Genomic DNA, 17,737 nt, shown 5'->3' on the forward strand with positions numbered 1-17,737 from the left:
GTCGCTCTCTTTTTAATCAATTTGCAGTATCAGCAAGATAGCGGCGAATGGCGCGCAGTACGGCGTCAGGTTTTTCCGCATGCACCCAGTGCCCGGCTCCGGCAATGACGTGGGCGCGAGCCTGCGGGAATTGCGCCAGTATGGCGTCGCGGTACGCGTCGGTAACGTAAGGGGAGTTACCGCCGCGAATAAAGAGGGTAGGGTGCGGCCAGGCAGGCACGGTTTGCCAGCCCACAATATTGTTGTACTGGTTCCAGAGCACCGGCACGTTAAAACGCCATTGCCCGTCAACAAACGACTTCAGCAGGAACTGCACGACGCCTTCTTCATCAAGATGCTCACGCATGACGGTAGCGGCCTGCTGGCGGGTCGCGACACCCGCTTCGGTGACCGCATTGATGGCGGCAAAAATCTCGTCGTGACGGCGCACGTCGTAATCCACGGGCGCAACATCAATCACCACCAGGCCGTTAATACGCTCCGGGGCCAGCGCCGTCAGGGCCATCACCGCTTTGCCGCCCATTGAATGCCCGATGAGGGTGACCTTTTGCAGATCGTTGGCATCCAGCGTATCCAGCAGATCCTGCGCCATCGCGGCGTAGGTCATCTCGTCGGAACGGCCGGAAAGACCGTGATTGCGCATATCAACCTGTAAGATATCGTGATCGGTAACCAGATCGCGCGCCAGCACGCCCAGGTTATCCAGGCTGCCAAAAAGCCCGTGAACCAGTACGATGGGAGAATTATTGTTCGGCGATTGTGCAGTTTGCGCTCGGGTATTCAATTTCATGGCAAAGTTCTTTTTTTACGTATGTCAGGTTAGGGTATCATGTTGACCATTCTGCCGCCCGGCTGCAAGGTTCCAGTTTAATCTGACTTTTGCCGCCAACCTGGTTTGACGCTATCCGCTGTTGGGATTTGACCTTATAATCCCAATGACTTGTATTCAGATAAGATATCGCACTGGATTAAGATGAAAACAATCGAAGTTGATGACGAACTCTATCAGTATATTGCCAGCCAGACGCGGCATATCGGGGAGAGCGCGTCCGACATTTTACGGCGCATGCTTAAAATTTCCGCCGCTTCACAGCCTGCTACCCCAGTCACCAAAGATGTCGTGTCTCAGCCAAGCGTTGTTGCACAAGCAAAACCTGCCGTGACGCCGGCAAAAGATAAAGTGCGCGCGATGCGCGAGCTGCTGCTCTCCGATGAATACGCGGAGCAGAAAAAGGCGGTCAACCGCTTTATGCTGGTGCTGTCTACACTTTATTCACTGGATAACAAAGCGTTTGCTGAAGCGACCGAGTCGCTGCATGGTCGTACTCGCGTCTACTTCGCGGGCGACGAGCAGACGCTGCTGCAAAATGGCAATCAAACCAAACCCAAACATGTTCCTGGCACCCCGTACTGGGTGATCACCAATACCAACACGGGCCGCAAGTGCAGCATGATTGAACACATCATGCAGTCCATGCAGTTCCCGGCGGAATTGATTGAAAAGGTTTGCGGTACAATTTAACCCTTGCATCAGAAGGACCCGGTAATGGCAAATCACAGCCGTGCAGGCCAACCTGCACAACAAAGCGATTTGATTAACGTCGCTCAGCTGACCGCGCAGTATTACGTGCTGAAGCCGGTCGTGGGCAACGCAGAACACGCAGTGAAGTTTGGTACATCTGGTCACCGCGGCAGCGCGGCGCGCCACAGCTTTAACGAACCGCACATTCTGGCCATTGCTCAGGCCATTGCGGAAGAGCGCGCTAAAAACGGCGTTACCGGTCCGTGCTACGTGGGGAAAGATACCCATGCCCTGTCTGAACCGGCCTTTATTTCCGTGCTGGAAGTTCTGACAGCGAACGGCGTTGATGTGATTGTTCAGGAGAACAACGGCTTCACCCCAACGCCTGCGGTGTCTAACGCCATCCTGGTACACAACAAAAAAGGTGGCGCGCTGGCTGACGGTATCGTTATCACGCCATCCCACAACCCGCCGGAAGACGGTGGTATCAAATACAACCCGCCTAACGGTGGCCCGGCAGACACCAACGTCACTAAAGTGGTTGAAGATCGTGCGAACGCCTTGCTGGCCGATGGTCTGAAAGGCGTGAAGCGCATCTCTCTGGATGCGGCCATGGCGTCCGGCCACGTAAAAGAGCAGGATCTGGTTCAGCCGTTCGTGGAAGGTCTGGCGGATATCGTCGATATGGCGGCCATCCAGAAAGCCGGCCTGAAGCTGGGGGTGGATCCGCTGGGCGGCTCCGGGATTGAGTACTGGAAACGTATTGCCGAGCACTACAAATTGGATCTGACCATCGTGAACGATCACGTCGATCAGACCTTCCGTTTTATGCACCTGGATAAAGACGGCGCGATCCGCATGGACTGCTCCTCCGAGTGCGCAATGGCGGGCCTGCTGGCGCTGCGTGATAAATTCGATCTGGCGTTTGCTAACGACCCGGATTACGACCGCCACGGTATCGTCACCCCTGCCGGGCTGATGAACCCGAACCACTATCTGGCAGTCGCGATTAACTACCTGTTCCAGCACCGTCCGCAGTGGGGCAAAGAGGTGGCTGTCGGTAAGACGCTGGTTTCCTCCGCGATGATCGACCGCGTGGTGGACGCGCTGGGCCGCAAGCTGGTGGAAGTGCCGGTGGGCTTCAAATGGTTTGTTGACGGTCTGCACGACGGCAGCTTTGGCTTCGGTGGTGAAGAGAGCGCGGGAGCTTCTTTCCTGCGCTTCGACGGCACGCCATGGTCAACCGATAAAGACGGCATCATCATGTGCCTGCTGGCGGCGGAAATCACCGCGGTCACCGGTAAGAACCCGCAGGAACATTACAACGACCTGGCGGCACGCTTTGGTGCGCCAAGCTATAACCGTATTCAGGCCAGCGCGACGTCAGCTCAGAAAGCGGCCCTGTCCAAACTCTCTCCGGAGATGGTCAGCGCAAGCACCCTGGCCGGCGACCCGATCACCGCGCGTCTGACGGCGGCACCGGGTAACGGCGCCTCCATTGGTGGGCTGAAAGTGATGACCGAAAACGGCTGGTTCGCTGCGCGTCCATCCGGCACGGAAGATGCGTATAAAATCTATTGCGAAAGCTTCCTCGGCGCTGAGCATCGTCAGCAGATTGAGAAAGAAGCGGTAGAGATTGTCAGCGAAGTGCTGAAAAACGCGTAAGTGCGGTTTGTGTGCCGGGCGGCACTGCGTTTGCCCGGCCTACAACAACGATCGTAGGCCCGGTAAGCGCTAGCGCCACCGGGCTTTTTTTCAACTGTGCTTATTCTTCAATTCAAACCGCGGTGACACCAGACCGTACAGCGTCCAGCCCATAAAGGTCACCATCGCGCCATACAGCATCGCTTCCTGGCCGGAGGAATAGAGCGCGTAGAAGCTGTAGATTGCCCCAATCAGCGCCACGATATTGGCCGCTCGCGCTTTGCGTGGATCCACCTTCGCGACTTTCTGAATAATCACCAGCGCCGCCATCGACAGGATATACGGAATGATATTCGTCACGACCGCCAGGTTGACCAGCACGTTAAACTGGCTGTTCAGCGACGGGCTAATGGTCATCAGCGACAATCCACTCTGGAAGATGACAATCGCCAGCATGCCCTGCACCGGCGCATCGGCTTTGGTGACGCGGGAGAAGATTTTTGGGAAGTAACCTTCATCAGCCGAGGATTTAAACACCTGCGCGATGGTGAACTGCCAGCCAAGGAGTGAACCGCAGCACGACATGACCATCAGACCCATAATCACTTTCCCGACTTCCGGCGTGAACATCTGCGCGAAGGCCAGCCCGAACGGCGCCGTGGAGTTGGCCAGATCCATGTTCGGAACGATGCCCGCAATGACGTTCGTCGAGACGATATAGATCACCGCCGCGCCCAGCGTACCGCCGAGGACCGCAATCGGGACGTTCTTTTCCGGATTATCAACGACTTCTGCGTTCGCGCAGGCGGATTCCAGACCGAGGAAGGCCCAGAGCGTCATGGCGATAGAAGAGCCGACTGCGCTGAAGAACGGCACATGGTGCGGGTTCCAGGAGTTGGCGTACAGGGTCGGGCTGAACCAGAACCAGCCGATGATGCACAGGCCGACAACCGGAATAATCACGCCCCAGACGGTGATGCTGCTGAGCTGTCCGGTGATACGCGCCCCGCCAAAGTTAGCCACGGTGCAGATCCACAGCACGCCGATGGTGGCCAGGCCAATCTGTACCGGGCTGAGCGTCGCGCCAAACAGCTCCGTACCGTAGCCCACGGCGGAGATGGCAATCGCCACGTTGGCGATCAGCAGTGATACCCCATAGGTATAGTTGGCCATAAAGTTGCCCGACTTGCCAAAGGCATACTCGGCGTAGCCTCCCATGCCGCCTGACTTGCGGCTGAACATCCCGCACTTGGCAAATGCCCATGCCAGCGCCATTGAGCCGACGGCGGTCACCAGCCAGGAGATGATTGAAATGGTTCCTACTTCGGCAAGCTTGGTGGGCAGCATGATGATGCCGGAGCCCATCATGTTCACCATGGTGAGGATGGTCAGCTGCACCACGCCCATCTTATTGGACTTACTCATAATTTCTCTCCTTTCAGCAGCGCGGGCTGAGCGGCGGGTTGTTTGATGACATTACAGCGAACCTGTTTACGGCCCTCACACTCCTCGACGTACACACCCTGCAACTCCGGCGCAAAGCCCGGCAGCAGGTTGATGCCTTCTTCCAGCGCGGTGAAGTAGCGCAGCACGGAGCCGCCCCAGACCTCCCCAGGGACAACGCACAGCACCCCCGGCGGATAAGGCAGGGCGCCTTCCGCGGCGATGCGGCCTTCCGCGTCGCGAAGGGAGACCAGTTCCACTTCTCCGCGCAGATAGGCATAGTTCGCGTCCTGCGGGTTCATCATCACGCGTGGGAAATGGGACTTGCGGAACATCTCTTTCTGCAGCTGTTTCACGTTGTGACGGGCGTACAGGTCATGCATCTCCTGGCAGATCTGGCGCAGGGTGTAATCCGCGTAACGTTCCGGATGTTGTTTGTAGAGAGAAGGCAGGACGTCTTTCAGCGGAGCATCGCTCTCAAGCAGTTTTTCGAAGCGCACCAGCTGCGCCACCAGCTGCTGCAGTTTGCCCATATCTTCCGCTGGCGTGAGCAGGAACAGGATCGAGTTGAGATCGCATTTCTCCGGCACGATGCCGTTTTCACGCAGGAAGTTGGCAAGGATGGTGGCGGGCACGCCGAAATCGTCATACTCCCCGGTGCGGGCGTTAATGCCCGGCGTGGTCAGCAGGAGCTTGCACGGGTCGATAAAATACTGATGCTCAGCGTAGCCTTCAAAAGCGTGCCAGTTTTCACCCGGTACGAAGTGGAAGAAGCGCAGATTGGTCGCAATCTCCGCCGTGTCCCAGCTTTCCCACGGACGGCCATCCACTGTCTCCGGCACGAAGGGGCGCAGATACCGGCAGTTCTCCAGGATTAGCTTACGCGCTTCAATACCGTTCACCACGCAGTCCATCCACATGTTGCGGCCGCTCTGGCCTTCATGCATGCGGGCGTTGATGTCCAGTGCGGCGAACAGAGGATAGAACGGGCTGGTGGAGGCGTGCATCATAAAGGCATTATTCAACCGCTTATGCGGGACATAGCGCTGCTGGCCTTTGATGTGGCTGTCTTTCTTGTGAATTTGCGAGGTCTGCGAGAAGCCTGCCTGCTGTTTATGCACGGACTGGGTAACCAAAATCCCCGGGTCGTTTTCGTTCAGCTCCAGTAGCAGCGGAGAGCAGTCGGCCATCATCGGAATAAACTGCTCGTAACCCACCCAGGCGGAGTCAAACAGGATGTAATCACACAGATGCCCAATCTTATCCACCACCTGACGGGCGTTGTAGATGGTGCCATCGTAGGTACCCAGCTGGATCACCGCCAGACGGAACGGACGCGCATCGCGCGCACGGCCCGGTGCAACTTCGGCTACCAGCTCGCGTAGATAGTTTTCTTCAAAACAGTGGGCGTCAATGCCGCCGATAAAGCCGTACGGGTTGCGCGCCGTTTCCAGATAGACCGGCGTTGCGCCTGCCTGGAGGAGGGCACCGTGATGGTTGGATTTGTGGTTATTACGGTCGAACAGTACCAGGTCGCCCGGGGTGAGCAGGGCGTTAAGCACCACTTTATTAGATGACGAGGTGCCGTTCAGCACGAAATAGGTCTTATCGGCATTAAACACCTTCGCCGCATGTTGCTGCGCAATGCACGGCGCGCCCTCGTGAATCAGCAGATCGCCCATTGCGACGTCGGCGTTACACAGATCGGCGCGGAAAAGCGTCTCACCAAAGAAATCAACGAACTGATTACCGGCAGGATGGCGGCGGAAGAACTGGCCGCCCTGATGGCCCGGGCAGTCAAACGCGCTGTTGCCCTGCTTCACGTAGTCGACCAGGGCGCGGAAAAACGGCGGGCGCAGCTGGGTTTCATACCGCAGGGCAGCTGCTTCCAGCTGGCGTCCATAAAAGTCGTTGCTGGTGTCTGAATACTCAAATACGCCATGAATGCGCGATAAATAGTCTGCCGGAATGATCTCTTCTTTATGCGTCGCAACAAAAACAGGAATACCAAATCCGGTGGCTTCTATTTCCTCCAGTATGCCGTCGGTAATATCACTGACCGCCAGCACAATAGCGGCAACGTCGATATAATCAGAGGTTCTGACATCCACCAGTTCACGCTGGGTGGTAAAGCAATCCGGACATGCACGGCTGGCTGCGATTTTTAAACTTTTCATCTTTCTCTCTTTATTTTAGGTAATAAGCGTCCCTCGATTTCTTGCAAGAAAGAAATCGATAATTTTCCGGAAAAAAAGCAAAAGGTGGCCGCTGATTAAAATCAGTACATTGCTTTTTTGATGATTGAAATTCAGTCCGCCCGGTGCGGATGAGTCTGAATTAAAATGAATGAGCGCACGAGTTCACAGGCAATAGCCTGTAAAATAAGATGTTTCAGGGTAACCTGTAAGCGAGTGCGCCAGAAGTCGAAGGACTACCGGGCATTAAAGAGATGAAAGTCAAAGCAGTTTCGGTGGGCAAACATCATGATATGTGTTGTCCGCCTTATATGGGGCATTAAACGATTGTTGTTTTCCATGATTCATTTTCCTTTCAGTAATTGAAAGCACGGTCATTTTATCCAGGAAAAGGCGATTAACTGTGAAGAAGATCACCGTTAACCGATCATTTTAGAAATAAATAGTCGTTTTTGATGAATATCGCAGATCAAAACTCTGATTTGTTATCGATGAGTTAACAGGACGTTTTATCAATGTTTTAAAAGGGCGTGAATAATCCGAATAAACACTAACTGGATTATTTTTGACATATTTTCTGAGAGGTTTAGATTCTATTTAAAAATAAAATGAATAGTTATTCAGAGCATAAACCGATAACCGATACCGGTTTCAGTTAATAAATGGCGAGGGCGAGCGGGGTCGACTTCGAGTTTCTGACGAAGGTGTCCCATATATATGCGTAAATAGTGACTATGTTCCACGGCGTTGGGTCCCCACACCTGACTTAGCAGCTGGCGCTGGGTGAGAACCTTGCCGTGATTGTTAAGCAGCACGGCGAGCAGGCGAAATTCAATGGGCGTGAGGTGAATTTCCTCTTCGCCGCGCACAATGCGCCGCGCGGCCAGGTCAACCCGGATATCCCCAAACGTGTAGGTTGGATCGGCAGGCGTGGTGGCGCTGTGGCGACGCAGCGCCACGCGAAGGCGAGCCTGTAGCTCGCCGATACCAAACGGTTTAATCAGATAGTCATCCGCCCCGGCATCCAGCGCGGCGATTTTATCCGTCTCTTCAGTACGGGCGGAGAGCACGAGGATCGGCATCTGGCTCCACTGCCGGACTTCACGAATAAAATCGATGCCGTCGCCGTCCGGGAGTCCAAGATCGAGGATCACCAGGTCCGGCTTGCGGGTGGCGGCTTCAATTAAACCCCGCTGAAGCGTACCCGCATCATGGACGCGTAGACCGTCTCCTTCCAGCGCAGCGCGCAGAAAACGGCTAATGGCGATCTCATCTTCAACAATCAGAACGTTGATCACAAATCCTCTGGTAATTCATTAAGTTCTGGCGGGGTTTCCAGAGGAAGTGTAACACAAAAACGTGCGCCGCCTTCGGGACGATTCTCTGCGGAAATGGCCCCGCCGTGGACGTCAATGATCGCCTGACATATTGCCAGCCCCAGCCCCACGCCCGGAATGGCCGACTCCTTATTGCCGCGTGCGAATTTCTCGAAAATAGCCAACTCCTGCCCGGCTGGAATGCCGGGGCCGGTATCCCAGACGTCAAGGCGAAGCGTGCCATCTTCCACTGTCGCATCCACCCCAATCTGAGCACTGGCACCCGCATATTTGGCGGCATTTTCCAGCAGGTTGATCAGCACCCGCTCGAATAGGGGCCCATCAACGTGAATTAAGGTCAGGGGCTCGGGCATGTTCAGCGCAATATGTCGCCCGCCCAGGCCCGGCTCGAGCATTTTCAGCGCGCTGCCCACCACCTCTTCCAGCGTGAGCCACTCTTTTTTGAGGTTAAAACCGCCCGACTGGATACGCGCCATGTCGAGCAGGTTATTCACCAGGCGCGTGGTATTCAGCACGTGCTGGCGGATCTCGCTGGCCTGAAGGGCATGTTTAGAGCCTTCCGCCGCCAGGTCCAGCGTCAGAATTTCTGACTGACCAAACAGGACGGTGAGCGGGGTACGCAGATCGTGAGACAGCGCCGCCAGCAGCGAGTTACGAATGCTTTCACGCTCGCTCGCCAGACGGGCCTGTTCCTCGCTGGCGGTGAGGGCCAGTCGTTCCAGCGCGCTGGCCACCAGTAGGGTAAAGGTCTCCAGCAGTCGCTGCTGTTCGGGGATCATCAGCTGGCGCAGGTTGGAAGGCTCCACGATGACCAGCCCCTGATTTTTATCGGCACTGCGCAGCGGCAGAATTTGATAGGGCACGCCGGGGAGGGTGTCGGTCCCTGCGCCCGCCGGTAAGCCTTTGTCAAAGCTCCAGCGCGCGATGGCTTCGTCCCAGGGCGTCATGCCGGTAGCCGAGGTCAGCGGGCGCAGCTTGCCGTGTTCGTCCGGGAGCAAAATCAGGTTGCTGGCATGAAAGGTCGAGCGGATAAACTGCTCGCTGGTCTGCACGATATCCAGCGGCGTGCGGCCCACCGCCAGCGATTTCGACATCTCATAAAGATGGCGCGTGCGCTGTTCGCGATAGCGGGCGATGCGCGCCTGATAGCGCACGCCCGCCGTCAGATTCCCGATCACCAGCCCGACGGTGAGCATAACCGCGAAGGTGAGGATGTACTGTACGTCCGAGACGGCCAGCGTCCCGCGGGGGGCAATGAAGAACAGATCGAAGCTGATGACGTTAACAACCGTCGCCAGGACCGACGGCCAGCGCCCGTAAAAGAGCGCCACCACCACCACGCCCAGGAGGTAGATCATCACCAGGTTGGCGGCATCAAACGCAATCAGCCACTGGCTGGCAATCACGGTAATCAGGGCGCAGAGCACGACGGCGACAAGACAGCCGCGAAGCTGAATGCGCCATTTGTCGCTGAAGGTGCGGCTGTCCGGCGCGCGATTGGGTAAGGGGGTAGGTTTGTCATCCAGCGCCACGATCACCAGATCCAGATCCGGCGCACGACGGGCCAGCTTGTCGGCAAAGGATTCGCGGCTAAACCAGCGGCGATGCTGGCGACGGCCGATGACGATTTTCCCCAGGTTATGCTCGCGCGCGTAGCGCAGAATCGCTTTATCTTCCTGCGGATCGGAAAGGGTGGCGGTTTCCGCGCCCAGCTCCTGCGCCAGGCGCAGCGAACTCAGGATCGCACGACGCTGGTTTTCGGGCAGCGCGTGCAGTTGCGGCGTTTCGACATACACCGCATGCCAGACGCTGCCAAATTTGGCCGCCAGACGCGCGGCGGTGCGGACAAGTTTTTCGTTGCCGCTGCCATGACCGACACACAGCAGGATGGCATCCCGCGTGTGCCAGACGCGTTCCTGGCCCTGCAGGTCCCGCCAGGCGCGCATCTGATCGTCCACCCGGTCGGCGGTTCGGCGCAGGGCCAGCTCGCGCAGGGCAATCAGGTTGCCTTTGCGGAAGAAATGTTCGATGGCGCGCTCGGCCTGGCCGGCGATATACACTTTGCCTTCGTGCAGGCGCTGGCGCAAATCATCGGGCGGCAGGTCGACCAGTACCACCTCGTCCGCGGAATCAAAGAAGGGGTCGGGCACCGTCTCGCGCACCTGAATGCCGGTCACGCCGCTGACCACATCGTTCAGGCTTTCGAGATGCTGAACGTTAACCGTGGTGAACACATCGATACCGGCTTCAAGTAATTCTTCAACATCCTGCCAGCGTTTTGGATGGCGTGAGCCAGGCGCATTGCTGTGCGCCAGCTCGTCCATCAGGATAAGCGCGGGACGGCGGGCGAGGGCGGCATCGAGATCGAATTCAGTGACTAACCGACCGCGATGGCTGATGCGGCGGGGCGGCTGGGTAGCCAGCCCCTTCAGCAGTGATGCTGTCTCTTTACGTCCGTGGGTTTCAACCACGCCGATCAGAATATCGAGCCCCTGCGCCCGAAGCCGCTGGGCTTCCGTCAACATGGCGAAGGTTTTCCCGACGCCCGCGCAGGCGCCGAAGAAAATTTTCAGTTTGCCGCGATGGGCTTCAGTTGCTTGTTCGAGCAGCCTGTCCGGATCCGGGCGCATGGGCTCGTCGGTCATTTAGTTTTTCCTTAGCGCGTCCAGCGCCAGATTCAGCTCAACAATATTTACCACAGGCATGCCGATGAAGCTGACCAGCGGCTTTTGCGTGTGCTCTGCCACAAGCCTGCTCACCTGTTCGATGGTCAGCTGACGGGCAGCAGCAACGCGCGGGATCTGCCATGCCACCGCTGCCGGCGTCAGGCTGTAGTCCAGCCCGCTGGCCGAGGCGGTCACCAGCTCCACGGGAACGTCACGGCTGGCCTGTGGATTTGCGGCGCGCAGGGCTGCTACGCGCTCCGTGACGGCTTTGTCCAGTTCAGGGTTGCTGCCCGCCAGGTTGCTGCCGCCGGATGCCATCGGATTATACGGGCTTTCGGCAGTGGCGGAAGGGCGTCCCTGGAAGTAGCGGGCATCCGTAAAGTTCTGACCAATCAGGCGAGAGCCGCGGTTTTCACCTTTTTGCAGTATCAGCGAGCCGTTAGCCTGATCCTTAAACCACCACTGACCCAGCGCGGTGGTCACCAGCGGGTACAGCCCGCCGGTAATGAGAGACAGCAGAATAAACAGAAGTATAGCGGGGCGTAACATGGTCATTTGATTCACCTTTTAAACCAGGCCGAACAGCGTCAACAGCAGGTCGATAACCTTGATACCGACGAAGGGCACCACCAGCCCGCCCAGGCCATAAATCCACAGGTTACGGCGCAGCATGGCGGCCGCCGTGAGCGGCTTGTAGCTCACGCCCTTCAGCGCCAGCGGGATCAGGAAGACAATAATCAGGGCGTTAAAGATGACTGCGCTCAGAATCGCCGAGGCTGGAGAGTGCAGGTGCATCACGTTCAACGCGTTTAATTGCGGATAGGTCGCGGCAAACGCGGCCGGAATGATGGCGAAATACTTCGCCACGTCGTTGGCGATGCTGAACGTGGTCAGCGACCCGCGCGTCATCAGCATCTGCTTGCCGATGTGCACCACCTCAATCAGCTTGGTCGGGTTAGAGTCGAGGTCGACCATGTTGCCCGCCTCTTTTGCTGCCTGGGTACCGGAGTTCATTGCCACCGCCACGTCGGCCTGTGCGAGGGCAGGGGCATCGTTGGTCCCGTCGCCGGTCATCGCCACCAGACGGCCTTCCGCCTGATACTGACGAATCAGTGCCAGCTTGGCTTCCGGGGTGGCTTCAGAAAGGAAATCATCCACGCCCGCTTCGGCGGCAATCGCCGCGGCGGTAAGACGGTTATCCCCGGTGATCATCACCGTTTTGATCCCCATCTTACGCAGCTGGGCGAAGCGCTCCTTGATGCCGCCTTTGACGATATCCTTCAGCGCAATCACCCCGAGCACGCGAGCGCCTTCGGCCACCACCAGCGGCGTCGCTCCCTGACGGGCCACGCTTTCGACCAGACTGTCCACTTCAGGCGGGAAGTGACCATTGTTGGCCTCAATGTGGCGGCGAATCGCGTCAACCGAACCTTTACGGATCATGCGATCCTGAATGTTAATGCCGCTCATGCGGGTTTGCGCCGTGAAGGGCACGAACGTGGCGTGCAGGCTCTGAACGTCGCGCTGGCGCAGGTTAAAGCGCTGCTTGGCGAGGATCACAATACTGCGGCCTTCCGGGGTTTCATCGGCAAGGGATGAGAGCTGGGCGGCATCCGCCAGCGTTTTTTCATCCACGCCCGGGGCGGGTAAGAAATCAGACGCCTGGCGGTTACCGAGGGTAATGGTGCCGGTTTTATCCAGCAGCAATACATCCACGTCACCGGCGGCTTCTACGGCACGCCCGCTGGTGGCGATGACGTTGGCACCGAGCATACGGCTCATGCCAGCCACGCCGATGGCCGACAGCAGGCCGCCGATGGTGGTAGGGATCAGACAAACCAGCAGCGCCACCAGCACCGTGACGGTGACTGCGGTACCGCCATAGGCGGAGAACGGCCACAGCGTGGCGGTTGCCAGCAGGAAGACAATGGTCAGGGCCACCAGCAGGATGGTCAGGGCAATCTCGTTTGGTGTTTTCCGGCGCTGTGCGCCTTCCACCATGGCGATCATCCGGTCGAGGAAGGTTTCACCCGGGTTAACGCTGCACTGGATCACCAGCCAGTCGGAGAGAATGCGCGTCCCGCCCGTCACGGAGGCGAAATCGCCGCCGGACTCACGGATCACCGGCGCGGATTCGCCGGTGATGGCGCTTTCATCCACCGATGCGCCCCCTTCAATGACTTCGCCGTCGCAAGGGATGATGTCACCGGCTTCCACCAGCACCACATCGCCTTTACGCAGTTCATCCGCCGGAACGTGGTCCATCTGGGCACCGTATTTCGGCTCACGTAACTTGCGCGCGAAGGCGGTTTTTTTCACCCCTTTCAGGCTGTTGGCCTGGGCTTTACTCCGGCCTTCCGCCAGCGCTTCTGCAAAGTTGGCGAACAGCACGGTAAACCACAGCCACAGGCTGATGGCGCCGGTAAACATCGCATTTCCCGGCATATGGCCCGTTCCCATGGCAATCGCCAGGGCGGTGGTCAGGACGCTTCCCGCCCAGACGATAAACATCACCGGGTTGTGCCACTGCACGCGCGGGCTCAGCTTTTTCACCGCATCCATGAGCGCCTGGCGAACTAATGACGGTTCGAACAGGGCCAGTTGTTTACGACTCATGACAATTTCTCCGCAAAATCAGCGTAAAGAGAGGTATTCCGCGACCGGGCCTAACGCGAGGGCGGGGATAAAGGTCAGGGCGCCGACCAGCAACACGGTGCCCGTCAGCAGGCCGATAAACAGCGCGCCGTGGGTCGGTAATGTCCCGGTGGTGGTCGGTTGGATTTTTTTGTTCACCAGCGATCCGGCTATCGCCATAACCGGCACAATGATCCCGAAGCGGCCCACGAACATGCAGAACGCCAGCAGACAGTTCCAGAACGGAGAGTTGGCGCTTAAGCCTGCAAAGGCGCTGCCGTTGTTGTTGGCGGCAGAGGAGACGGCATACAGCACTTCACTAAAACCGTGAATGCCGGGGTTAAAGATGCCGCTGCGTCCGGCCTCGGTCATCAGCGCCAGCGCGGTGCCGAGCAGCACAAGCGCCGGGGTGACCAGAATCGCCAGCGCGGTTAATTTCATCTCGCGAACGTCGATTTTTTTACCCAGATATTCCGGGGTGCGGCCAATCATCAGACCGGCAATAAACACCGCCAGCAGCACGAACAGCAGCATGCCGTAAAGACCAGAGCCTACGCCGCCAAACACCACCTCGCCAATCTGCATCAGCCACATCGGGATCATGCCACCCAGCGCCGTAAAGGAATCGTGCATGGCGTTGACGGCCCCGCACGAGGCAGCCGTGGTGACCACCGCATACAGGCTGCTGGCAAGAATGCCAAAGCGGCTCTCTTTACCTTCCATATTGATTGCACTATCGGCCCCGAGTGAGAGGAAGTGCGGATTACCCTGCCATTCGGCCCACATCACCAGCGCAACACAGACCACGAAGATAAGCGACATGGTCCAGAGCAGGGTGCGCCCCTGACGGCGATCGTTAACCACGTCGCCAAAGGCAAAGCAGAGCGCGGCGGGGATCAGGAAAATCGCCAGCATCTGCACAAAATTGGTCAGGGCGGTAGGGTTTTCAAACGGGTGCGAGGAGTTGGCGTTGAAGAAGCCGCCACCGTTCGTCCCGAGCATTTTGATGGCTTCCTGCGACGCCACTGGCCCCATCGGCAGGAGCTGTTTTGCGCCTTCCAGCGAGGTATAAGGTGCGTAAGGCAGCAGGTTTTGCAGGCTGCCCTGCTGTATGAAGAACAGCGCGATCAGCAGCGCAATCGGCAGCAGGATCCACAGCGTAATGCGCGTCAGGTCTACCCATGCGTTACCTAACGTACTCACTTTCTGACGTGCAAACGCACGCGTCAGCGCGAAGATCACCGCAATACCGCTGGCGGCAGAGAGGAAGTTCTGCACAGTTAATCCGACCATCTGGCTGAAGTAGCTGAGCGTGGTTTCACCGGAATAGGACTGCCAGTTGGTGTTGGTGACAAAACTGACTGCCGTGTTCAGCGCAAGATGCCACGACAGGCCCGGTAATTGTTGCGGATTCAGCGGCAGGATACCCTGCAACATCAGCATGGCAAAAAGCGCAATGAGTCCGACAATGTTCAGCAGCAGAATGGCGATCAGATAGTCACGCCAGTTCATCTCCCGATCGTCTACACCCAGTACACGCCAGATCCCTTTTTCAACGCTTCCCGTGCCGGGCAGGGGAACGTTATTGATGAGCCGTGCCAGCCCCGAGCCCAGTGGCCTTGCCAGGACGAACAACACCACTAAGAAACTGGCAATAAGCAAAAACGCCTGAGCAGCCATCAGAATGCCTCCGCATTAATCAGGGCATAAACCAGATAACCCAATAACAGGAACACCAGCACGATACCGGCAATAAGACCTGCACTCACAATCCACCTCCGGGTGACTTTTGTTGTTGTGCTAACGGTAGGATTTATGGCGCAAAGATTTCGCAAAAATGAGAAGGGTGGGTGTAAAAAAAGTATAAAAATGGCAAAGTCCACAATTTAACTATTGATAAGTAAATCGTTAACTTTTTTGTAACTTAATTACGGCGTGAATGTAAATTTTGGCTAAACGGGCGAAAATAAGTGGTCGGATGAGTAGTAAAATTACAAACAAAGCGATATTATTTTAGCCAGGTCACAGATTTTGAATTTTCCGGATGACGTTTCCGGCCAACTATAGGGGAGAAAAATATGGATCTTTATAAAGAGTTTCCGGCTCATATCGTGTTCATGCGCCGCGCTTTCGCCGTAGTGGCTGGCGTGCTGGCTCTGCCGGTGATGCTGTTCTGGAAAGATCGTGCACGTTTTTATAGCTATCTGCACCGCGTCTGGGCGAAAACCAGCGAGAAGCCGGTATGGATGGATCAGGCCGAGAAAGCGACCTGCGATTTCTACTAAGACTACACACAGCAATAAAAAAACCGCCAACAGCAATGTGGCGGTTTTTTTGTCCCTCCGGATTCGCGGTCCGTTGGGTGGTTTTCAAGCCCTCGTCAGAGGCTTAAAAGAATATCTCGGGTCCTTAAGTAATCAAACTGCAACTCCCTAAATATATTCTCAAAAACCTTTTCGGTGGATTACGTTTTACGCCAGGGCCAACTACTATGCAGCGTCCCTTTCCGCCATCTCGCACATGGGCACCGGTCCCGGGAAAGGCGTGACCACAACCGTAAGTCAGGCTCTCGTCAGAGCTTGTGTCCACCGACTTATCACCGGTGGTGAACGGTGGAGCGGTTAGCAGCAGGGACCGCATAATGAAACGCTATTTTTGCATCGCGTTCATTGTCGCCAGCGTACTCGTTGTCAAAAGTGATGAACCGATCGGGTTTGTTGCATTTACCACGATAGCGCAGGACAAGTAGCGTTAAGGCCGCCTTGGGCGGCCTTTTTTATTTCATCCCGTCTACACTTCATGGCAAAGTAGTTCAATGCATGCTTTTTCCTTTTACGGCATGCCCTTACGGACATAATGGATATTTGCCTGGAGTTTTATGCCCACCCATCTGGTTTGGTTTCGCGCGGACCTGCGCGTACATGACAACATCGCCCTGGCGGCGGCCTGCCGCGCCAAAGACGCTAACGTACTGGCTCTGTTTGTGGCTACGCCCGAGCAGTGGCGGCAGCATGATATGGCGCCACGCCAGGCGGCCTTGCTGCGTGCGTATCTGACCGATCTGCAGCATTCGCTTGCCGGAAAAGGCATACCGCTGATTTATAAAGAGGTAAGTGATTTTGCCGCACAGCTGCAGACGGTGCAGGAGACCTGTAAGCAACACAACGTCACGCATCTTTTTTACAATTATCAGTACGAATTCAACGAGCAGCAGCGCGACCGTCAGCTGGAGAAGATACTGGAAGATGTGGTCTGTGAAGGATTTGATGACAGCGTGATGCTGGCGCCGGGCAGCGTGATGACCGGCAACCGTGAGATGTATAAAGTTTTCACTCCGTTTAAAAATGCCTTTATCAAGCGTCTGAAGGAGGCGTTGCCGGAGTGCGTTGCCGCGCCTGCCGTGAGAGGCGAAGCCATAAAGGACCTGCCTGAACTGACGTTCGATTACCCACAGGAGCCGTTTGACAAAGCGCTGTTCCCCGCCGATGAAAAAGCGGCCATCGCGCAGCTCCGCCAGTTCTGCAAACAGGACGCGGCCAACTACGACGCGCGGCGGGATTTTCCGGCCATCGAGGGCACCAGCCGCCTGTCGGCCTGTCTGGCGCTGGGCGCGATCTCTCCTCGCCAGTGTTTACACCGCCTTCTGGCCGAGCAGCCGCAGGCGCTGGATGGGGGCACCGGTTCTGTCTGGCTGAACGAGCTTATCTGGCGTGAGTTCTACCGCCATCTGATGACGTATCATCCCGATCTCTGTAAGCATCGTCCGTTCATTCCCTGGACCGACAACGTAAAATGGCAGCATGATGAGGCACTTTTACAGGCCTGGAAAAAAGGGGCGACGGGCTATCCGATTGTTGATGCCGCGATGCGTCAGCTCAATGAGACGGGGTGGATGCACAACCGCCTGCGAATGATTACCGCGAGTTTTCTGGTGAAGGATCTGCTTATCGACTGGCGTATCGGAGAGCGCTATTTTATTTCTCAGCTGATCGACGGCGATCTCGCCGCGAATAACGGCGGCTGGCAGTGGGCGGCTTCTACGGGCACCGATGCGGCTCCCTATTTCCGGATTTTTAATCCAACCACTCAGGGACAAAAATTTGATGAGAACGGCGAGTTTATCCGCCGCTGGCTCCCTGAACTAAAAGAGATACCGGCTAAAGCGATCCACGAACCGTGGGCATGGGCGGATAAACAGCGTGTAAAACTGAATTATCCCCGTCCGATCGTTGACCATAAACAGGCGCGTGTCGCCACGCTGGCAGCGTACGAAGCGGCCCGCAAAGCATAAGAGAG

14 protein-coding genes are annotated in these 17,737 nt (G+C 56.8%); 4 read left to right on the plus strand and 10 right to left on the minus strand.

Annotated features, from left to right (window positions below; translation table 11 throughout):
- Nucleotides 1–16: 16 nt before the first annotated feature.
- Complete coding sequence (ybfF, locus tag ABFV38_RS06220; RefSeq protein WP_048226102.1) at nt 17–790, minus strand: esterase; 774 nt, start codon at nt 788–790, stop codon at nt 17–19.
- A gap of 183 nt (nt 791–973) precedes the next feature.
- On the opposite strand from ybfF, the gene seqA reads away from it, so the two are divergent.
- Nucleotides 974–1,522 carry a replication initiation negative regulator SeqA gene (gene seqA / locus ABFV38_RS06225; RefSeq protein WP_008501070.1) on the plus strand — a complete coding sequence of 183 codons (549 nt, stop codon included), beginning with the start codon at nt 974–976 and terminating at the stop codon, nt 1,520–1,522.
- Between the two features lie 24 nt (nt 1,523–1,546).
- Entirely contained in the window at nt 1,547–3,187 is a 1,641-nt protein-coding gene (pgm, locus tag ABFV38_RS06230) for a phosphoglucomutase (alpha-D-glucose-1,6-bisphosphate-dependent) (RefSeq protein ID WP_048026964.1), read from the plus strand.
- A 90-nt stretch (nt 3,188–3,277) separates the two neighbouring features.
- On the opposite strand, the gene potE is transcribed toward pgm, so the two are convergent.
- From potE to kdpF, 9 genes are all read right to left on the minus strand, one after another.
- Nucleotides 3,278–4,591: a putrescine-ornithine antiporter gene (gene potE, locus ABFV38_RS06235; RefSeq protein ID WP_008501072.1), complete on the minus strand. Its 1,314-nt coding sequence runs from the start codon at nt 4,589–4,591 to the stop codon at nt 3,278–3,280.
- Complete coding sequence (gene speF, locus ABFV38_RS06240) at nt 4,588–6,786, minus strand: ornithine decarboxylase SpeF (RefSeq protein WP_348958841.1); 2,199 nt, start codon at nt 6,784–6,786, stop codon at nt 4,588–4,590. Before speF ends, potE begins: the two co-directional genes overlap by 4 nt.
- A 254-nt stretch (nt 6,787–7,040) precedes the next feature.
- Nucleotides 7,041–7,145 carry a leader peptide SpeFL gene (gene speFL, locus ABFV38_RS06245; RefSeq protein WP_003858645.1) on the minus strand — a complete coding sequence of 35 codons (105 nt, stop codon included), beginning with the start codon at nt 7,143–7,145 and terminating at the stop codon, nt 7,041–7,043.
- Between the two features lie 279 nt (nt 7,146–7,424).
- Nucleotides 7,425–8,102: a two-component system response regulator KdpE gene (gene kdpE / locus ABFV38_RS06250; protein WP_008501074.1), complete on the minus strand. Its 678-nt coding sequence runs from the start codon at nt 8,100–8,102 to the stop codon at nt 7,425–7,427.
- On the minus strand, nt 8,099–10,786 hold the full coding sequence (gene kdpD / locus ABFV38_RS06255; RefSeq protein ID WP_348958843.1) for a two-component system sensor histidine kinase KdpD: 2,688 nt from the start codon (nt 10,784–10,786) through the stop codon (nt 8,099–8,101). Before kdpD ends, kdpE begins: the two co-directional genes overlap by 4 nt.
- Nucleotides 10,787–11,362, minus strand: a complete 576-nt coding sequence (kdpC, locus tag ABFV38_RS06260; RefSeq protein WP_348958845.1) for a potassium-transporting ATPase subunit KdpC — start codon at nt 11,360–11,362, stop codon at nt 10,787–10,789. It abuts the gene before it with no gap.
- A 12-nt stretch (nt 11,363–11,374) separates the two neighbouring features.
- On the minus strand, nt 11,375–13,423 hold the full coding sequence (gene kdpB, locus ABFV38_RS06265) for a potassium-transporting ATPase subunit KdpB (protein WP_008501077.1): 2,049 nt from the start codon (nt 13,421–13,423) through the stop codon (nt 11,375–11,377).
- A gap of 18 nt (nt 13,424–13,441) precedes the next feature.
- Entirely contained in the window at nt 13,442–15,121 is a 1,680-nt protein-coding gene (gene kdpA / locus ABFV38_RS06270) for a potassium-transporting ATPase subunit KdpA (protein ID WP_045909575.1), read from the minus strand.
- The gene (gene kdpF / locus ABFV38_RS06275) at nt 15,121–15,210 is read right to left on the minus strand and encodes a K(+)-transporting ATPase subunit F (RefSeq protein WP_014069365.1); all 90 of its coding nucleotides are present in this window, start codon (nt 15,208–15,210) and stop codon (nt 15,121–15,123) included. Before kdpF ends, kdpA begins: the two co-directional genes overlap by 1 nt.
- A 309-nt stretch (nt 15,211–15,519) precedes the next feature.
- Here kdpF and ABFV38_RS06280 point away from each other — a divergent pair, with 309 nt between their 5' ends.
- On the plus strand, nt 15,520–15,726 hold the full coding sequence (locus ABFV38_RS06280; RefSeq protein ID WP_008501079.1) for a YbfA family protein: 207 nt from the start codon (nt 15,520–15,522) through the stop codon (nt 15,724–15,726).
- 593 nt (nt 15,727–16,319) lie between these two features.
- Nucleotides 16,320–17,732, plus strand: coding sequence for a deoxyribodipyrimidine photo-lyase (gene phrB, locus ABFV38_RS06285; RefSeq protein WP_348958848.1), 1,413 nt, complete (start codon nt 16,320–16,322; stop codon nt 17,730–17,732).
- Nucleotides 17,733–17,737: the final 5 nt, after the last annotated feature.

This window comes from Enterobacter cloacae complex sp. Mu1197 (assembly GCF_040059225.1).
Classification (GTDB): Bacteria; Pseudomonadota; Gammaproteobacteria; order Enterobacterales; family Enterobacteriaceae; genus Enterobacter; species Enterobacter quasiroggenkampii.